At 42.6% G+C, this 18,223-nt stretch carries 22 protein-coding genes, 2 tRNA genes, 1 rRNA gene, 1 other RNA gene and 1 riboswitch; of the genes, 19 read left to right on the top strand and 7 right to left on the bottom strand.

All coding sequences use genetic code 11. The features are described from left to right. Positions 1-230: 230 nt before the first annotated feature. A tRNA-Ser gene (locus B7E06_RS00205) sits at positions 231-323 on the top strand. 124 nt (positions 324-447) lie between these two features. On the opposite strand, the gene B7E06_RS00200 is transcribed toward B7E06_RS00205, so the two are convergent. Then, positions 448-1,131, bottom strand: a complete 684-nt coding sequence (locus B7E06_RS00200) for a deoxynucleoside kinase (protein WP_082231949.1) — start codon at positions 1,129-1,131, stop codon at positions 448-450. Beyond that, complete coding sequence (locus B7E06_RS00195) at positions 1,128-1,769, bottom strand: deoxynucleoside kinase (RefSeq protein WP_082231948.1); 642 nt, start codon at positions 1,767-1,769, stop codon at positions 1,128-1,130. The genes B7E06_RS00200 and B7E06_RS00195 overlap by 4 nt, the downstream gene beginning before the upstream one ends. Before the next feature lie 158 nt (positions 1,770-1,927). Here B7E06_RS00195 and B7E06_RS00190 point away from each other — a divergent pair. Continuing rightward, positions 1,928-2,000: transfer RNA gene (locus B7E06_RS00190), tRNA-Arg, on the top strand. A gap of 183 nt (positions 2,001-2,183) precedes the next feature. Continuing rightward, on the top strand, positions 2,184-2,474 hold the full coding sequence (locus B7E06_RS00185) for a holin (protein ID WP_425432172.1): 291 nt from the start codon (positions 2,184-2,186) through the stop codon (positions 2,472-2,474). Positions 2,475-2,561: 87 nt separating this feature from the next. On the opposite strand, the gene B7E06_RS00180 is transcribed toward B7E06_RS00185, so the two are convergent. Together B7E06_RS00180 and B7E06_RS21635 are read right to left on the bottom strand one after the other, a co-directional pair. Next, positions 2,562-3,074, bottom strand: coding sequence for a hypothetical protein (locus B7E06_RS00180; protein WP_082231947.1), 513 nt, complete (start codon positions 3,072-3,074; stop codon positions 2,562-2,564). After that, positions 3,071-3,247 carry a hypothetical protein gene (locus tag B7E06_RS21635; RefSeq protein WP_179133905.1) on the bottom strand — a complete coding sequence of 59 codons (177 nt, stop codon included), beginning with the start codon at positions 3,245-3,247 and terminating at the stop codon, positions 3,071-3,073. The genes B7E06_RS00180 and B7E06_RS21635 overlap by 4 nt, the downstream gene beginning before the upstream one ends. A 315-nt stretch (positions 3,248-3,562) precedes the next feature. Here B7E06_RS21635 and B7E06_RS00175 point away from each other — a divergent pair, with 315 nt between their 5' ends. The 3 genes from B7E06_RS00175 (at position 3,563) to B7E06_RS00165 (ending at position 4,749) form a co-directional block, all read left to right on the top strand. Continuing rightward, positions 3,563-4,219: a M50 family metallopeptidase gene (locus B7E06_RS00175; RefSeq protein WP_082231946.1), complete on the top strand. Its 657-nt coding sequence runs from the start codon at positions 3,563-3,565 to the stop codon at positions 4,217-4,219. An 84-nt stretch (positions 4,220-4,303) separates the two neighbouring features. Then, positions 4,304-4,402 (top strand): YjcZ family sporulation protein, encoded by a 99-nt coding sequence (locus B7E06_RS00170; RefSeq protein WP_082231945.1) that lies wholly within the window; start codon positions 4,304-4,306, stop codon positions 4,400-4,402. A 95-nt stretch (positions 4,403-4,497) separates the two neighbouring features. Further along, positions 4,498-4,749, top strand: coding sequence for a hypothetical protein (locus B7E06_RS00165; protein WP_082231944.1), 252 nt, complete (start codon positions 4,498-4,500; stop codon positions 4,747-4,749). Between the two features lie 27 nt (positions 4,750-4,776). Here the strand turns inward: B7E06_RS00165 and B7E06_RS00160 are convergent, their stop codons facing one another. Continuing rightward, complete coding sequence (locus B7E06_RS00160) at positions 4,777-4,965, bottom strand: hypothetical protein (protein WP_082231943.1); 189 nt, start codon at positions 4,963-4,965, stop codon at positions 4,777-4,779. Between the two features lie 129 nt (positions 4,966-5,094). Here B7E06_RS00160 and aldA point away from each other — a divergent pair, with 129 nt between their 5' ends. Beyond that, positions 5,095-6,546 (top strand): aldehyde dehydrogenase, encoded by a 1,452-nt coding sequence (gene aldA / locus B7E06_RS00155; protein ID WP_082231942.1) that lies wholly within the window; start codon positions 5,095-5,097, stop codon positions 6,544-6,546. Between the two features lie 41 nt (positions 6,547-6,587). Here aldA and queF read toward each other — a convergent pair whose 3' ends face one another. Further along, positions 6,588-7,085 carry a preQ(1) synthase gene (queF, locus tag B7E06_RS00150; RefSeq protein ID WP_082231941.1) on the bottom strand — a complete coding sequence of 166 codons (498 nt, stop codon included), beginning with the start codon at positions 7,083-7,085 and terminating at the stop codon, positions 6,588-6,590. Positions 7,086-7,165: 80 nt separating this feature from the next. Then, positions 7,166-7,213, bottom strand: a riboswitch (PreQ1 riboswitch). Positions 7,214-7,458: 245 nt separating this feature from the next. Here queF and acsA point away from each other — a divergent pair. From acsA to B7E06_RS00130, 4 genes are all read left to right on the top strand, one after another. Continuing rightward, the gene (acsA, locus tag B7E06_RS00145) at positions 7,459-9,168 is read left to right on the top strand and encodes an acetate--CoA ligase (RefSeq protein ID WP_082231940.1); all 1,710 of its coding nucleotides are present in this window, start codon (positions 7,459-7,461) and stop codon (positions 9,166-9,168) included. A 189-nt stretch (positions 9,169-9,357) separates the two neighbouring features. Continuing rightward, positions 9,358-10,671, top strand: coding sequence for a lysine N(6)-hydroxylase/L-ornithine N(5)-oxygenase family protein (locus B7E06_RS00140; protein ID WP_082231939.1), 1,314 nt, complete (start codon positions 9,358-9,360; stop codon positions 10,669-10,671). Between the two features lie 77 nt (positions 10,672-10,748). Next, a complete protein-coding gene (locus B7E06_RS00135) occupies positions 10,749-11,264 on the top strand; it encodes a type 1 glutamine amidotransferase domain-containing protein (RefSeq protein WP_082231938.1) in 516 nt (171 codons plus the stop codon). 135 nt (positions 11,265-11,399) lie between these two features. Then, a complete protein-coding gene (locus B7E06_RS00130) occupies positions 11,400-12,164 on the top strand; it encodes a DUF3891 family protein (RefSeq protein ID WP_082231937.1) in 765 nt (254 codons plus the stop codon). Between the two features lie 35 nt (positions 12,165-12,199). On the opposite strand, the gene B7E06_RS00125 is transcribed toward B7E06_RS00130, so the two are convergent. Next, positions 12,200-13,489 (bottom strand): glycoside hydrolase family 18 protein, encoded by a 1,290-nt coding sequence (locus tag B7E06_RS00125; protein WP_082231936.1) that lies wholly within the window; start codon positions 13,487-13,489, stop codon positions 12,200-12,202. An 89-nt stretch (positions 13,490-13,578) separates the two neighbouring features. On the opposite strand from B7E06_RS00125, the gene tadA reads away from it, so the two are divergent. The 8 genes from tadA to B7E06_RS00085 form a co-directional block, all read left to right on the top strand. After that, entirely contained in the window at positions 13,579-14,049 is a 471-nt protein-coding gene (gene tadA / locus B7E06_RS00120) for a tRNA adenosine(34) deaminase TadA (RefSeq protein ID WP_082231935.1), read from the top strand. A 64-nt stretch (positions 14,050-14,113) separates the two neighbouring features. Further along, positions 14,114-14,379, top strand: an RNA gene (ffs, locus tag B7E06_RS00115) — signal recognition particle sRNA large type. A 188-nt stretch (positions 14,380-14,567) separates the two neighbouring features. Continuing rightward, on the top strand, positions 14,568-16,274 hold the full coding sequence (gene dnaX / locus B7E06_RS00110; protein WP_082231934.1) for a DNA polymerase III subunit gamma/tau: 1,707 nt from the start codon (positions 14,568-14,570) through the stop codon (positions 16,272-16,274). 18 nt (positions 16,275-16,292) lie between these two features. After that, positions 16,293-16,610 carry a YbaB/EbfC family nucleoid-associated protein gene (locus tag B7E06_RS00105; RefSeq protein ID WP_082231933.1) on the top strand — a complete coding sequence of 106 codons (318 nt, stop codon included), beginning with the start codon at positions 16,293-16,295 and terminating at the stop codon, positions 16,608-16,610. Between the two features lie 11 nt (positions 16,611-16,621). Next, positions 16,622-17,218: a recombination mediator RecR gene (recR, locus tag B7E06_RS00100; protein ID WP_082231932.1), complete on the top strand. Its 597-nt coding sequence runs from the start codon at positions 16,622-16,624 to the stop codon at positions 17,216-17,218. A gap of 14 nt (positions 17,219-17,232) precedes the next feature. Further along, positions 17,233-17,448, top strand: coding sequence for a YaaL family protein (locus tag B7E06_RS00095; RefSeq protein WP_082231931.1), 216 nt, complete (start codon positions 17,233-17,235; stop codon positions 17,446-17,448). An 84-nt stretch (positions 17,449-17,532) separates the two neighbouring features. Continuing rightward, positions 17,533-17,796 carry a pro-sigmaK processing inhibitor BofA family protein gene (locus B7E06_RS00090; RefSeq protein ID WP_082231930.1) on the top strand — a complete coding sequence of 88 codons (264 nt, stop codon included), beginning with the start codon at positions 17,533-17,535 and terminating at the stop codon, positions 17,794-17,796. Between the two features lie 340 nt (positions 17,797-18,136). Further along, positions 18,137-18,223, top strand: a 16S ribosomal RNA gene (locus B7E06_RS00085); the annotation flags it as partial.

The following is an 18,223-nucleotide window of genomic DNA, read 5'->3' as shown; positions in this document are numbered from 1 at the left end:
GGAAATGGCGAGACTCCTGCAGGGAGATTGAGCCAGAGGTGAGATCCGCGAGTGCAACGAGCTAGCTCACCGGCTCCCCGCTTAAAAGCGAGCTATTTCCCAGCCTCGTCCCTCCTAATACAGTAAACGGAACATTCCGTGTTGCAGACCAAAGAAAAATCACAAAAAAAGTCGACAAAATTATTGACGGAAGAATCTGCCCATGATATATTATCTATTGTCGGTCACGCGGAGGAGTACCCAAGTCCGGCTGAAGGGAGCGGTCTTGAAAACCGCCAGGGGCTTCACGGCCCGCGGGGGTTCGAATCCCTCCTCCTCCGCCATTTAATTATTTAAATGAACGCGCATATAATTTGGAGATTATAGAGCATGAAGCCGTTACACGATGTGTAACGGTTTTTTTCTACGCAAAAACCCCCTTCCGGTCAAAACGAGAAGGGGGGTTCATTATGTCAGCTGGCGGCTTGAACGCCATTTACGTGACTGTTGGATAAAGTGCCCGATTTTGTCTAAGATCGGCTCTATGCTCTCTTCATTGGTTAAAAGATCATAATCTGCAATGTTTAGGCGCAGTACAGGACAAGAATTAAAATTATCGATCCAGTTTTCATAGCGATCGTACATCTCTTTCCAATAGTCAATCGGTGTCTGCTGCTCCATTGTACGTCCACGCATTTGAATGCGCTCGATGATATCATCAAACGAGCCCTCCAAGTATATGAGCAGGTCGGGATGAGGAAAATATGGGGTCATAACCATGGCGTCAAAAAGGCTCGTATATGTGTTATAATCCGTTTCTGACATCGTGCCTTTTTCGTAATGCATTTTTGCAAAGATACCGGTATCCTCATAAATGGAACGGTCCTGCACAAATCCTCCGCCATAATCAAAGATTTTCTTCTGCTCTTTAAAACGCTCCGCCAGAAAATAAACCTGAAGATGGAAGCTCCAACGTTCAAAATCACTATAAAATTTATCTAAATACGGGTTTGTTTCTACTTTTTCCAATGATGTTCTAAATTGCAGTGCATTTGCCAGTGATTGGGTCATCGTCGATTTTCCGACCCCTACTGTCCCTGCAATTGTGATGACACTGTCATGCGGGATGCCGTGACGTTCTCTTGCATTCATTTGATGACTTCTCCTTTATTTAAATGATCTCTCACTTGCTCAACGATATACTCTAAGTCCTGCTGTTGTCTGACAAAGTCCAGTTCATCTCCATTAATACGAATAACCGGTATGTCAGGATGAGTGGCTTCAAAGTGACTCATGAATTCCTCATAATCACGGGACAGCTGCTCTAGATAAGAAGGCTGAATGTTTTCTTCAACTTCTCGATTTCGCATTTTGATCCGCTCAAGCAGTGTATCCAGACTTGCCTGCAGATAAATCACAACATTCGGCTTTGGCATATCATCTGTGAGAATATGAAAGATTTGGCTATATTTATCAAACTGATCCTGTCTCAGCGTGCGGCGGGCAAAGATCATATTTTTAGAGACATGGTAATCAGCTACGACTGGTTTTCCTTGCTTTAAGTAATATTGATCAATGTCCTCCAGCTGTTTAACACGGTTACACAGAAAGAACATTTCCGTCTGGAAGCTCCATTCATCAATATTCTCATAAAATTTGCCTAAAAACGGGTTTTCCTCAACGATTTCCTTTAATAGATGAAAATCAAAGTGGGAGGCCAGCTTTTTAGACAGAGACGTTTTGCCTACTCCAATTGGACCTTCTACGGCGATAAAAGGCAATGGTTCCATCTCTTCTCCTCCTTACAAATACAAACAAATTTCGATTCCTTTTGACAGACAGATACCATTTTACCATACGAAGTGATAGGAAGTAACTGCTCGGTTCGGATTTTTGCAGTTAAATCTCTTTTCATTCAGCGCCAATTTTTGTATAATATGATTCATGTGCCCCCGTAGCTCAGGGGATAGAGCATCGGTTTCCTAAACCGTGTGTCGCAGGTTCGAATCCTGCCGGGGGCGTTTAATGACTAAAGAGCCGTTTGGATAGACTTTCTATCTAAACGGCTCTTTTACATATGAAATAATTTTTCCTTCTCGTGGTATATGCCATCACTCATCATAGACTAGCTTCGTATTCTATTACTATAGAAAGAGTGAAATGGATTTCGTCCAACTTTTTCAGGCAGCAGGGAGGTGTTTCCTGTGGAGAATGAGTTGATGAACCAAGTGTTACTGTTTGCTACCTTATTAAGTCCTTTTGTCGTGGGGATGGTAGAAGTTTTAAAGCGGACAATTGATCTGCCGAAAAACTATGTCCCATTGATCAGTTTAGGGGCTGGGCTTGTACTCGGGTCCTTAGCCTACCCACTGACGGATATGGAACTCATGCTGCGTTTATGGGCGGGAGCAGGTGCCGGCTTATCAGGCACAGGTCTTTTTGAAATCGTCAATCGAAGGGAAGGATATACAAAATCTTCGAAAAAAGAAAAATGATTTGCATTTCTCCCTCTTTCTATAACTACTCAGCAGATGACTCTGCTGTTTATATAAAAAATCCCCTGCCTCCAAAAAGGCAGGGGATTATTCGTCTTCTAACGTTTTAGTAACACCCCATATTTTATCGAAATCTTTATAGTCATTGACCGCGATATCCAAATCGTGAAAGTATCGGTGAAGTTGAACAACTTTCTTTCGAAAATCCGGACTTTTTGATAGGGAGCCCGCTAATTCGTTAATAGATGCAATATCTTCTGACCGAATAGGGTCTGTCGAATGACTGTCGAAATAACGCTGAATTAAGTCAGCAAATTCCAGGTGCAAGTCCTCATCTAAGGAACCATCACGGCCCCACCCCACAGTCTCGTTATAAAAATTGTGGGCTTCATTTACAAAATCCTGGACTGAGCCTTCGAAATTCATAGATTCATCATTTCCCGCAGCCTCTGAAGCGGGTTTGAAGGTTTCCTTAATCTCTTCCATGCTGGCTTCTTGGCTCTTTTCACTCGTAATTTTAATATAAGAAAAAAATGCCGCTCCTATTAGCAGGAGGATAATAACAATAATGCTTATTGACCATTTCCATACGGTATTCACCGGTTTCCCTCCTCATAAACGGCTTCTTCACGTTCATCAAATGGCTTATCTTCCTCTTCATAAAGAATATCGGCTACAAATAAATAGGCAATGATCAGTCCGATGATGATCATTACAATGGAAAAAGCAATCCCCAGCCATTGAAAAAATCTAATTATGTACATTTTCTTCACACAGGACACCTCCACACAGCCCGCCTGTCTTCTATAAGGGTAACGAATTCATAAATTATTATCAATACTTTCCAAAAAAGGAGGACTTATACCCCTTATTAACATGGGGGAGTAAGCTTTAAGAATAATCAGTAAATATTTCCCCGGAAATAATGGTACATATGCGGGGAATTTAATGGCCATTTTCAAAATTCTTCAAAGTTCAACAAAGTAATTAATGGTTTTATGAAGCATTAGAAAAATGAAACAATAAGAGGAGATGTTTCGTATATAGAAAAGGTCAACCATCTAAAAAATGCAAGGTGAGGACTTTTTATGAAATTACAAATAATTGTAAGCTTAATTTTGGCTTTTATTTTAACTCAGGCACCGATTATCGGAAAATACTTCGCTATGGTTAATACAATGATTCATGAAACAGGTCATTCACTTATGGCGTTAATGACCGGTGGGCATGTAAGAAACATTTCTTTATTTCCTAATACGTCAGGTGTAACGATGACGGGTCATTCTTCCTGGTTCAGTCAATTTTTAACTAGTATATCCGGCTATGTATTCGCTTCTTTTGTCAGTTACTTATTTTTTTATTTGATTTCAAAGGGTAACTATCGCTGGATGATTTATCTTTTGCTAGGCTTTTTAATTATAAATCTGCTTTTCTGGGTGCGAAACGGATATGGCTTATTTTGGATCATTACTTTTGGAGCTTTGTTTATCTGGCTGCTTCGCTCCGGCAATCAGACACTGATTCAATATATGCTTGTGTTTATTGCTTCACTTGTATTGATTGAAGCGGTGACCAGTGCCTTTGAGATTATGTGGATTAGCTTTTATTCTCCTCAGCAGGCGGGAGACGCTGCGAACCTGGCGGCACTAACCGGTTTTATCCCTGCGTTAATATGGGGTGTATTGTTTTTTGCTCAAGCCCTTTATTTCGCCTCATTGTCTTTGCAAAGAATTTTTCTTCCATAAAAATTAAAAAATTCCGCTATAGCCCTCCCTTTCGTTTCAATCTTACATATTGTAGTAAAGAAAGTTATGAGAGGGGGTTAGATGATGAGCGGAGGATACGGCGGAGGTTTCGCCTTACTAGTTGTTTTGTTCATTTTGCTGGTTATCATTGGTGCGTCTTACGTAGGCGGTGGCTTTTATTAAAAAGCGGGGGAGCTTTCCTCGCTTTTTTTTTTGGTTTTGCTGAAAAATGAGGAGGGTATAGGATTAAACAATGGGAAACTTTTGGAGGGGATACTATGAATTTAAAAGAAAAACTAAAAAGCTACGGGTACGATAATATCGATATTTTATTAATTGATGAGGAGAAGAATCAGGAAACCGTGCCGGGAATTTCATTGAATAAAGTGACCGATCTAGAGTACAAGCTTTATTTAGAGCCGGAATCCGTAACTTATCAACTAAATCAGGAAGACCCTTATTTTCAAGCCCGGCAAAAGGCAGGAGAAGGGGATTCTAAAGAAGTTAAAGGATATATATTGGAATGGTAAAAGTCTCTTCATTAAGGAAGAGGCTTTTTATTTTTTTTTCCTTTTCCTTCGTTCCCTGCGGTCTGCCCATCCTCCAACAATTAACAGAACTCCAGAAGTAAACAGCACGACAGCCACCATAGGGTCGTTGACGGTGACGGAGAGTAGAAAGGCAGCTATCATATTTGCGATCCCGACAGCGCTAAGTATATAGAACATGCGACTTTCACTTTTCATACAAGACCTCCTTTCTCGCCTATTATAACGGAACTATCGACAGTTATGAAATCAGCGAGTTCATTAGTTTAATAACCGGCAATAAGAGGAATTAGTCCTGCGTAGGAAATCATGCAAGGAGGAATTTCAATGATTACTCATAAATTATACATTAACGGTGAATATACCGATTCAACTGGTGATGAGTGGCTGGATATTGTGAATCCATCGACTGAAGAAGTCATTTCACAAACGCCAAAAGCTACAAAAGAAGACGTCGACCGTGCTGTCCAGGCTGCTTTTGATGCGCAAAAAGGCTGGGAACACACGCCAAATATTGAAAGAGGCAAGATTGTCCGTAAATTGGGAGACCGAATGGAAGAAAAGCGTGAAATATTCATTGAGCTGCTGCAGGAGGAACAGGGGAAAGATTATGAACTAGCCAGCGGTGAAGTGGATTTGGCCATTGATTTCTTCCGTTACATGTCAGAGTGGGCGCGCCGTATTGAAGGAGATATCGTGCCGAGCGATCGCCCGAATGAACATATTTATATTCATAAGAAACCAATTGGAGTTGTAGCCGGAATTGTGCCTTGGAATTTCCCTGTATTTATTCTGGCTAGAAAAGTAGCAACAGCCCTTGTAACAGGCTGTACAATTGTATTAAAGCCAAGCCAGCAGACACCAAATACAGCAATGGAATTTACCAAACTGATCGATGAAATGGATGAACTGCCTAAAGGTGTTTACAACGTGGTGACAGGTACTGGTTCTGAAATTGGAAATGCACTTGCTTCCCATAAAAAAGTAGCGATGGTTACGATGACAGGAAGTGTCACTGCAGGGACAAAAGTAATGGAAGCAGCCGCTCAAAACATTACGAAAGTAAACTTAGAGCTTGGCGGTAAAGCTCCGGCGATTGTTACGGCTAATGCCGACTTAGATGTAGCCGTAGAAAGCATTAAGACCTCCCGTCTGGCGAACAATGGACAGGCCTGTACGAATGCGGAGAGGGTATATGTGCATGAAAGCATTGCGGATGAGTTTATCAATCGTTTGAAAGAATCATTTGAATCTGTGAAAATAGGCGATCCTAATAACGACAAAGAGGTTGATGTCGGTCCTCTAGTCAGCAAGGATCGACTTGAAGAAGTAGAAAATATGGTAAAACAAGCTGTGAGTGAAGGAGCTACTGTCGTTGCCGGCGGGGAACGTGCAGATGTGGAGAAAGGTTATTTCTTCAAACCTACAATCATTACGGATGTGGAGCAGGATTCAACAATCATACAGGAGGAAATTTTCGGCCCGGTCGTACCGGTAACCACTTTTAAAACACTTGATGAAGCGATTGAAAGAGGTAATGATACGGAATATGGTCTTTCTTCCTCTGTTTATACTGAAGACTTAAATGAAGCGATGCGCGTCGTCGATGAACTTAAGTTTGGTGAAACATTTGTTAACCGCGAGAATTTTGAAGCTGTACAAGGCTATCATGCCGGTATGCGTAAATCAGGACTTGGCGGCACGGATGGAAAACATGGAATGGAAGATTTCTTAGTAACACAAGCTGTCTACATGCAGTTTAAAAAAGATAAGCAGTAAAAAGAAATCCCCTCCTGGTGTTTAAGGAGGGGATTTACATATTAGCGATTATTGATTGTTTCTGGATATAAGTCATGGTTCATCATCCGATAATCCGCCATTTTTTCAAATGTAGTGCCGTGTTTTCCATAGTTACAATAAGGATCTATGGAAATACCGCCTCTTGGGGTGAATTTTCCCCAAACTTCAATATAGCGAGGATCCATTAACTCGATCAGGTCATTCATAATCGTATTGACACTGTCTTCGTGAAAATCCCCGTGGTTGCGGAAGCTGAAAAGGTATAGCTTTAATGATTTACTCTCTACCATTTTAACATCAGGAATATAGCTGATATAAATAGTAGCAAAATCCGGCTGGCGGGTCTTTGGACATAACGTCGTAAATTCCGGGCAGTTAAATTTTACAAAATAATCCCTATTGGGGTGGTGGTTATCAAAGGTTTCTAAAACGGCTGGATCATATTCAAAAGAATAGTCGTTATTTTGATTCCCAAGCAGGCTCAAATCTGTCAATTGTTCATCTTTTCGTCCTGGCACTTGAAGACCTCCTGTTGTGAAAGAATGGGCAGCAATAAAAAAACCGCCTCCTAAGGAAGCGGTGATAAGACATTTCGCTTTTTGCCTTAGTTTTTTATAGAGGGTTTATTGCTAAGAACCTCTTTAAGTTTAAGCATTTTTATTATAGGGAGTAGAGCTTAGAAAAGTCAATGAAAGAAGGTGGAATTAGAACTAATTCTGTAAAAAAATAGCTGTTTTACTTTAAAAATGAAGCGTTTTCTACTAAAATAGGAAGTAATTCACGAAATTTTTTGAAAAAAATGAGAATCGCTCTGCAAAAGCATGCTTAAAGCAGGGTCGTTTTCAGAGAGTGTTAGAAACCGTTTACAAAAATCTTCGATGAGGTGATTTAATGGATATGCAACCAATCACAGCAAGAGCGGGAAAACACAACTTAGAAAACTACGAAGAAACATACAAAAATTTCAAGTGGGATGAAGTGAAGTCGTCCTTCAGCTGGAGCGAGACAGGGAATATTAATATTGCTTATGAAGCCGTGGATAAGCATGCAGAAAACCCTGAGAAAAAGGACCAGGCAGCCCTCATCTATACAGCCCCTAATCGTGAAGAAGTGCTGACGTTTGATCAACTGAAACGACGCAGTAATCAGTTTGCGAACGTTTTAAAGAAACATGATGTAAATAAAGGCGACCGTGTCTTTTTATTTATGCATAGAAGTCCGGAGTTTTATGCTTCTTTTCTAGGAATCTTAAAAACCGGCGCGATCGCAGGACCGCTGTTTGAAGCCTTTATGGAGCAGGCTGTTCGTGACCGCCTGGAAGACAGTGAAGCGAAAGTTCTGATTACGACACCTGATTTATTAGACAGGGTGCCTCAGGATGAGCTTCCTAATCTGGAGAAAATTATTCTAGTTGGAGCCTCTGACCCTGGGAAGCATATCAGCTATGATGAAGAAATGGCTTTTGCTTCTGAAGAGTTTGATATCGAGTGGGTGGATCTTGAAGATGGAATGCTGCTTCACTATACATCCGGCTCTACTGGAAAACCAAAAGGTGTTTATCATGTTCATAATGCGATGCTTCAGCACTACCAGACAGGTAAGTGGGTGCTGGACTTAAAAGAAGATGATGTGTATTGGTGTACAGCTGACCCAGGTTGGGTTACCGGTACAAGCTACGGGATTTTCGCCCCTTGGCTTAATGGAGTAACGAACGTCGTCCGCGGCGGCCGCTTCAGTCCGGATGACTGGTATGGCACAATCGCTGATCAAAATGTGAGCGTATGGTATTCAGCTCCGACAGCTTTCAGGAAGATGCTGAGTGCAGGGGAAGATGCAGCAAAACAGTATGATCTATCCTCCTTAAGACATATTCTCAGTGTCGGTGAGCCGCTGAACCCTGAAGTTGTCACATGGGGACTTAAAGCCTTTGACTTAAGAATTCATGACACATGGTGGATGACCGAAACAGGCGGAATGCTAATCTGTAACTATCCATCTGTTGACATCCGCCCAGGTTCCATGGGTAAACCTTTCCCTGGAATTGAAGCAGATATTGTAGATAACGAAGGCAATGAGCTTCCTGCTAATCAAATGGGGAACCTTGCCATTAAAGAAGGATGGCCGTCTATGATGAGAGCTGTATGGAACAACCCAGGTAAATACGAAAGCTATTTTATTAATGGCTGGTATGTATCCGGGGACAGCGCTTATAAAGATGAAGATGGCTATTTCTGGTTCCAGGGCCGCCTGGATGATGTGATCAACACATCTGGTGAGCGTGTAGGGCCATTTGAAGTTGAAAGTAAGCTTATTGAACATGAAGCTGTCGGAGAAGCAGGTGTTATCGGTAAGCCTGACCCTGAGCGAGGAGAAATCATTAAGGCATTCATTACGCTGCGTGAAGGCTACACAGAGTCTGATGAACTGCTTGAAGAAATTCGCCAATTCGTGAAAAAAGGGTTGAGTGCTCATGCCGCACCGCGTGAAATCGAGATCCGGGATACGATTCCTAAGACGCGAAGCGGTAAGATTATGCGCCGTCTTCTCAAGTCGTGGGAGCTTGGTCTTCCAACAGGAGATACTTCAACACTAGAAGAATAATAAAGGAAATTAGGCTGCCGGGAGGATAACCGGGCAGTCTTATTTTTTTCGCCTGCACATTCAACCGTTTCACGTGAAACATATACTCCGAGTTGCTGGGTCTTATGTGCTACTATTAGGGGAAAGCATCTGAACAAATCCTAGAATTAGCACATACTAAGAGAAGCAGAACCAAAGGAAGTGAAAGACGTGTCAAAACAAGTATATGATGTGATCGGTATCGGAATAGGGCCGTATAATCTTGGCTTGGCCGCTTTATTGGACCAGACAGAACTAAACGGAGCATTTTTTGACGAAACCCCTGAATTCAACTGGCATCCGGGAATGCTAATAGAAAAAATGGATCTGCAGACTCCTTTTATGGCTGACTTAGCTACCTTTGCTGATCCGAAAAGCCCTTATACATTTATGAATTACTTATATGAGCACAATCGAATGATTCCTTTTTTCTTTTACCAGCAGTTTAAAATTCCACGACAGGAGTACAATCATTACCTGCAGTGGGCAGCAGACCAAATAGATGGTCTTTATTTCAATCACCGGGTCGTGGATGTGATCGACCACGAAAATGAAGAATTGTATGAGGTTGTGACTGATAATTTAAAGACGAATGAAAAGCAAAGTCACTGGGCAAAACATGTGGTCATGGGGACGGGGAGTGAACCTCTCATTCTGGATGGAATGGAAGGATTCCCTGAAGACGATGTGATCCATACTAGCAGATATATGGAGGAAAGAGAGCAGCTTCTCGATGCCAGGCATGTAACCGTAGTAGGTTCGGGTCAGAGCGCACTTGAAATCTTCCTCGATCTTCTGGAAGAGCAGAGAAGGAATGATATGCATCTTACTCTTTTATCAAGGACGGGAGGGCTTTTTCAGCTTGATCAGGCGAAGTTTGCCCAGGAATTTTTTACACCGGAATATGTCGATTATTATCATTCCTTAAGCTTTGAACACCGGCAGAAAAACCTTGAGACGCTTGGAGCTTTGCGAAAAGGAATTGACCCTGACACTCTCACCCGCCTTTATAAAAATCTCTATCATAAAACAGCAGGCGGAAAGCCAAGCCGGGTCACCATTAATCCAATGACTGAAGTAAACTCCATTGAAAAGAATGAAAATGACTACCTTCTTCACTGCCAGCAGTGGCAGGAAGAGATGAACTACACCTATAAAACGGAAAAAGTTATTTTGGCGACAGGTTATAAGCCTAATATCCCGGATTGGTTTATGGATCGTTTTAAAGAAAAAATTATCTGGGAAGAGGAAAAATCGTACAAAGTGACTCGTGATTACGAGCTCGTCTTTCAGGAGCCCCACAATCATCGCTTTTTTACATTAACGAATCTCGTTTCTTCACATGGAGCAGGAGCGACGAATTTAGGCTTATCTGTCCACCGAAATGTCCACATCATTAATACGGTTGCTGGAAAAGAGATATATAAAAATCACGAACAGGCTGCGTTTCAAACATTTTCGATGCAGGATTACTCGCAGCAATGAAATGTTTAATTTTGGTATGTACGGGAACATAACCTCTGTGACGATATTAAACAATTCATTCAAGGAGTGGTACAGATATGAGTAAGATTGCATGTGTTATGACAGATATGTTTGAAGATGTGGAGTATACTCAGCCCGTAGATGCTTTTTCTACACAGGGCCATCAGGTTACGACGATTGAATGGGAAGCCGGTAAACAGGTTAAAGGCAAGCAGGGTCAGACTACTGTAACAATTGATAAGTCCATAGATGATGTGCAGCCACAGGATTTTGATGCCTTATTTATTCCAGGAGGTTTCTCTCCCGATCAGCTGCGCGGAGATGAAAAATTCGTTAAATTTGCGAAGCACTTTATGGATGAGAAGAAGCCCGTATTTGCGATCTGCCACGGACCACAGCTTCTCATTACTGCAAAAACACTGGAAGGCAGAACAGCTACCGGATTCAAATCGATTGCTGTTGATATGGAATATGCAGGGGTTAACTTTAAAGATCAGGAAGTGGTCGTTTGTGGTGATCAGCTTGTTACCAGCCGCCAGCCTGATGATATTCCAGCGTTTAACAATGAAGCTGCAAAATTACTAAGTCAATAAATCTATCCTTGCCTATAAGGAAGCAAGCCGCTAAGGATCAGTGTCCTTGGCGGCTTTTTGTTTTTTATTTATGGAGAAAGAAGGAAATTTCTACTATACTATATGTAGTAACTATGTTTTGCAGGGGTGTTAAGGATGATTGTAAACGAGCAGGAAAACCAATTCATCATGATTGCACAACACGATCACGCTCTCGTCTCTGGAGAGATCGTACTTCACTGGAAGAACAAGTTTTTGCTTCGTTCTAAACTGCGTGAAGAGGCAGATTGGGCCATTTCTCAGCATGACCGGGCCTGGATCCCTTTAGATGAAGAGCCGATATGGAATGAAGAAAAGCAGCGTCCGTATTCGTTTATTGATTATCCAGTAAACGAAAAACTAAAGGCCTATCAGCGTGGGATACAGGAAACAGCGGACCGCTCGTATTATGCAGGCATACTGTGCAGCAGCCATTACCAATCTTTCTTTTCAAAAGACAGTGAGGATCCGAGAGTTGTTCAGTTCCTGGAGGAAGAAAATGAGCGCTGCCGTAAGCTGTCGGAGAAAATGAAGATGGAAGTTCCGCATGATATTTATCAGCTTCATTTTGAGAGGCTGCAGTTCTGTGACGATTTATCGCTATATATTTGTATGCAGGAGCCGGGAATTAATAAAGAAAATGAAATTTCATGGTTTAAAGATGGTTTTCGGCAGACATTTGATATAGCACCAGATGGAATTATGCCTCGCTGGGCGGATAAGAAACATGTATCTTTACATCCTTTTCCGTTTGAACACGAGTTCAGTGTTCACATTCCTTATCGTGTTGTGTCAAAAGCTGATATTGAAAGTAAAGGCTTGAAGTCTGCTTATCAGGATGCAGAGGTTCTAGAACGGGAAGTCAGGTTTATCCCTGAATAAAAAAGACAGCCTTCTAAAAGGCCGTCTTTACAGGGCTACCTGTTTTTCTCAATATTAAACAGTGCGTTTAACAGCTGCCAATTCTGCGGGAAAGAAAGGCCGAGCTTCCAATAGCTGATGCCTTTTAAATTCAGTTCTTTAATTAAATTAAATTTTGCCTGAATGGAGCGGGCATCTTCAAACCACACTTCATGTTCTTTTCCTTCTGTATCTGTATAGGTGAAAAACGGGGCTTGAGCTTTCTCGTCATAAGATATTGCCACATTATTTTCCCTGGCGATCTGAATGGCTTGCTGTGGGCTGATGGCTCTTGCAAACTCGCCTCCCTGCACAAAAGGCAGTGTCCAGTCGTAGCCATATAAATTCTGACCGAGCATTATCTTTTGAGGCGGAATGACCGTCACGGCATAATCGACAACACGCCGCACTTGGTCAAGGGGCGAAACAGCCATAGCAGGACCTCCGCTGTAGCCCCATTCATAGGTCATTAAGACAACAAAATCTACAATTTCCCCATGGGCCGCATAATCATGCGCCTCATACCATTGCCCCACCTGCTCACCGCTCGTTTTTGGAGCAAGCGCTGTAGATAACAGCAGTCCTTCATTTGTCAGCCGCTGTTTTGCTTTCCTTAAAAACCGATTATAATTTTCCCTTAAGTTTGAAGGCAGGAATTCCAGGTCAAAGTGGATATCAAGGAACCCTACTTCTTTTGCAGTAGCGACAATATTATCGAGCAGCGTATTCTGGAACTGTTCATCTGTTAGAATCTGACGGCCGAGTTCATCACTGAACCCTTCATCTGTTAAGTTGGTAACAACCATCATTAAAGCTGCACTGTTCGCCTGGGCAATTGCTTTGAAATTATCCAGCGGAGGTGCCTGCAGAGAAGCGTCCGTTGTTATGCGGTAGCTGAAAGGAGCCAGGTATGTTAAATATGGAGCTCTTCTTTCCGCAGCGGTCCGCAAAGCTTCCGATACCTCTCCGCCAAATGGCTCAATATACGCGTTTGAAGTAATATTGGTTTTTGGCTGCTGGGGAATATAAAGCCTGTATCCAACAGGCAGCATGGCCCCGGGCTGAAGCTGGTTTAGCTGAATCAGCTGTTCAACTGTTGTATTGAACCTTTGGGCGATTTCGTATAAGCTGTCACCGGGCTGAACAAAATAAAACTGGCCTTCAATTGGAATGACGAGCGCCTGGCCGACAACTAACTGACCAGGGGTTTCAAGCTCGTTTGCTTCAATAATGCTATTTGGCGTCACTTCATATAGGTTTGCAATGGCATAAACGGTTTCCCCCTGCTGGACTACGTGTATCTGCATGTACGACACTCCTTCCTCACTATATTGAATATATGAGGCGTCTTAGTTTATTTATACGGAATTGATAAAAAAAGGGAGGAGGTTTTTTTATGGAAGAAAAAGATCAATACTATATGGAATTAGCGATCGCAGAAGCCGGAAAGGCTGAAGAACTTGGAGAAGTTCCTATTGGAGCTGTGATTGTACATAATGATGAAGTGATTGCCCGGGGATATAACTTGCGGGAATCTTCTCAGCTTGCCTCATCCCACGCTGAATTTATAGCGATTGAAAAAGCAAATCAGGTGATTGGAAGCTGGAGATTGGAAGACTGTACCTTGTATGTAACGCTTGAACCTTGTCCAATGTGTGCAGGAGCGATCGTGCAGTCACGGATTCCGACGGTCGTGTATGGAGCTGCTGATCCGAAAGCCGGCTGTGCCGGAACTTTGATGAATCTGCTTCAAGAGGAAAGATTTAACCATCAGTGCGAAGTGAGAGCCGGTGTGCTGGAGAGTGAATGCGGTGCCTTGCTCACTTCTTTTTTCAAAGAGCTGCGAAAAATGAAGAAAAAGAAATAAATGTGTATTGCGTGATAAATTTTATGATTGCAATTTTCGGTAAAACTCGCTATACTAAGAAATACCGTGCTAAGCGGGGAATTAGCGGTGCCCTGTACTCGCAATCCGCTACAGCGAGGCCTAATTCCCACTCGAGGTGGTTCGATTTCGAGGCCTGCCCCATGAGAGGGGTGTTGACACTCAGGTCCTGCGCAACGGGAACCAGTGAACCCTGTCAGATCCGGAAGGAAGCAGCAGTAAGCTGATCATCTCGTGTGCCGCGGGAGTGCCTGGGTCGAGCCATGAACATGGGTAACGCTCGGGATCGAGCCATCGACAGTGGGTGCACGGCATACATATGTTGAGTAAGAACCGTTATGATTTTTATCATAGCGGTTCTTTTTTATAGGGGTCGAAATAAGTATCAAATATAAAAGGACTGAGTCGAATTTTGTAAATGAACAGAGTCTTTCTCATGGTTTCCACGACCCCTTGATTCGGTTATAATAGATACGAGACTAAAAAGGGAGAGCGGATGTATGAGCTATCAAGCACTTTATCGTGTTTGGCGCCCGAAAAACTTTGAAGACGTAGTAGGTCAGACGCATATCACCCGTACATTGCAGAATGCGATTGAACAGGACAAATTCTCACATGCTTATTTGTTTTCCGGTCCGCGAGGTACTGGAAAAACAAGCGCAGCGAAGATTTTCGCCAAGACGGTCAACTGTGAGAAGGCTCCCATTAAGGAGCCATGCAACGAATGTTCCGCTTGTCTTGGAATTCAGGATGGCAGCATTTCCGATGTGATCGAAATCGATGCGGCTTCTAATAATGGTGTGGAACAAATACGGGAAATTCGAGATAAAGTGAAATATGCACCTAGTGCTGTTTCTTATAAAGTGTATATTATCGATGAAGTCCATATGCTTTCAATGGGCGCCTTTAATGCGCTGTTAAAAACATTAGAAGAGCCGCCTAAGCATGTGATCTTTATTTTAGCAACGACAGAACCGCATAAAATTCCGCTGACTATTATTTCACGATGCCAGCGATTTGATTTTAAACGAATCACCCAGCAGGCTATGGTTGACCGAATGGAGAAAATTATAGCAGCTGAAGGTGTAGACGTTGCCCGTGAAGCCCTGGAGATTGTTGCTTTGTCTGCAGAAGGAGGAATGCGTGACGCGTTAAGCCTTCTGGATCAGGCGATTTCATACAGTGAAGACAAGGTGACCGACGAGGATGTCCTGGCCGTTACCGGATCTGTTTCCCAGGCGAAACTGGCTGAGATTATTCAGGCTTTACATGAAAAAAAGATAAATAACGCACTATCCGCAGTTGATGAACTCATTCAGCAGGGGAAAGACCCAGGGCGGTTCGTATTTGACCTCATTTATTATCTGCGTGATCTGCTCTTATATCAGAGTGCTCCGGACCTCGAGCATCATCTTGAGCGTGCTATCCCTGATGAAATGTTCAAGGGTATGGCACAGGAACTGAATGCAGGGTGGGTTCAGCAGACCATTCGTGAACTGAACAAGTGCCAGCAGGAAATGAAGTGGACGACAAGTCCTAAAGTTTTTATAGAAATCGCTATTTTAAATATTGTCGATACCCCGCCTGCTTCAACCGGGGGAGCCGATAGCGAAGCGGTACAGCAGCTGTCGAATAAGCTGACACAACTTGAACAGGAGCTTGCTCAGCTAAAAGCAAACCCGCCGGCATCACAAGGTACAGCAGCTCAGGAGACTCCGAAGCAGAAGCGCACACCTGCAAGATCCAGCCGAAACGGTTATAATGTTCCATATGAACGGATTCGCAATATATTAAACGATGCTTCTAAGGATGATCTCGTACAGGTGCAAAACCAGTGGCCGAATTTTATGGAGCGGCTGAAGCAGACGAATGCTCCTGCACATGCGACACTATTAAACAGTAAGCCGAGTGCTGCGTCATCCCAGGCTTTAATTTTAGCGTTCCGTTATGATATTCACTGCTCTCTGGCGCTTGAACATCAACAGACCATTGAACCGCTGCTTGCGGAATTTATCGGTAAACCATTAGCGATCATTCCGATTCCTTATGAGAAGTGGAAAGAGCTGCGTGAAGAGTATGTTAAGAAACAAAAAAATACTAAAGATGAAACAGGAGATTCACCTGCAGGCGAGGAAAAAGAAGAAGATCCTCTGATCTCTGAAGCACGAAAGCTGGCCGGTGATGACCTGATCGAAATTCAGGATTAAATAAAGGAGGAACTTACCATGCGTGGTGGAGGAAACATGAACAATATGATGAAACAGATGCAGAAAATGCAAAAGAAAATGATGAAGGCTCAAGAAGAGCTTTATGAAATGACGTTTGAAGGCACTGCCGGAGGCGGAATGGTTAAAGTAATCGCAAACGGGAAAAAGGAAATTACAGATGTGGAAATTAATGAAGAAGTGGTAGATCCAGATGATGTGGAAATGCTGCAGGATTTAATTTTAACAGCTACAAATGATGTTATTCGACAAGTAGATGACAAAACAAATGATACTATGGGACAATTCACGAAAGGTATGCCTGGAGGAATGTTCTAGGAGGAGTTTCCATGTATTACCCAGAACCAATATCAAAACTGATTGATAGTTTTACTAAGCTGCCAGGGATCGGACCTAAAACAGCTGTCCGCCTGGCTTTTTTCGTCCTCGAGATGGAAGAGGATGATGTATTAGAATTTGGCCGGTCGCTCGTCAACGCCAAGCGGGAACTGACTCACTGCTCGAACTGCGGAAACATCACCGACTCAGATCCTTGTTCAATCTGTCAGGATGAGTCCCGCGACCAGAGTATAATTTGTGTCGTCCAGGACCCTAAGGATGTAATCGCCATGGAGAAAATGAAAGAATTCAGCGGTAAATATCATGTTCTCCATGGAGCAATTTCTCCAATGGACGGCATCGGTCCAGAAGATATCAACGTATCAAGCTTAATTAACCGATTAAAAGATGAAGAAGTAGAAGAACTGATTTTGGCGACGAATCCGAATATTGAAGGGGAAGCGACAGCCATGTACATTTCCCGCCTGGTGAAGCCATCAGGAATCCGAATGACGAGAATCGCTCATGGACTTCCAGTTGGCGGAGATTTGGAATATGCCGATGAAGTAACACTATCGAAAGCCCTGGAAGGCCGGAGAGACTTGTAAAAAGGGTGATGGCCGTGTTAACAAAAAGAAAGTCTCCGAAAAAAGAATTGGATCAGCAGATTTTAACAGATATTAAAAAGCTGAAGCATGATTGGGAGACACTGGAGAATATTATCGAGCATAGTATTGAGCCCAGTGAAGAAGGATTGCTTGATTTATCCCTTGCTAAAGCTAAGTATTTTTATCTGCTGAGAGAAGCCAGGTATCGAAAACTCAATGCACTATCTTAAATAAATCATAATAAAGGTACTATCCCTCTGTTCTTAAACATAACCTTCTATTAAGAGAAGTTATTTTAGGACAGGGGGTTTTTTATGGATCCGGTGCTTGTAGTTCTTTTACTCGCTTTGGCGATTCCTTTATTATTAATCGTAGGAATGCCGGCATCACCGATTAAATGGATGGGACAGGCTTTTATGAAAATAGCGATTGCCGTCATTTTATTATTTTTCATCAACTTATTTGGCTCCGAGTTCGGTCTTCACATACCAATCAACGGCTTCACTACCATTGCATCTGCCGTTTTAGGAATTCCCGGTGTCCTGTCATTAGTGGCGATTCATATATGGGTGCTTTAAGAGGCTGGGCTCACTCTGAGCTCGGTCTTTTCATTTGTTCATAAAAAACTTCAAAAAAATACACGAAAAGTATTGCATTCATTTTTTACCCATGGTATATTATTTCTTGTCGCCATAACGAAAGCGGCACAGCAAAAAAATATCACGAAAAAAGTTGTTGACTTAAACAAGCTACCGTGATATATTAATTAAGTCGCCAATTTGAGGCGAACAACGAAAACAATATTTGATCTTTGAAAACTGAACGAACCAACCAGTACGTCAAAACATTTCTTTCTATATTATATAGATCGAATTTTCAAGAAGCACATTCGGTGTGCAAATGAGCAAGTCAAACTACTTTTTGGAGAGTTTGATCCTGGCTCAGGACGAACGCTGGCGGCGTGCCTAATACATGCAAGTCGAGCGCAGGAAGCTAACCGATCCC

The organism is Halobacillus massiliensis (genome assembly GCF_900166625.1).
Taxonomy (GTDB): Bacteria; Bacillota; Bacilli; order Bacillales; family Halobacillaceae; genus Halobacillus_A; species Halobacillus_A massiliensis.
The sequence above is the reverse complement of the archived record's forward strand: the minus strand, read 5'-3'. Positions and strand labels throughout refer to the sequence as shown.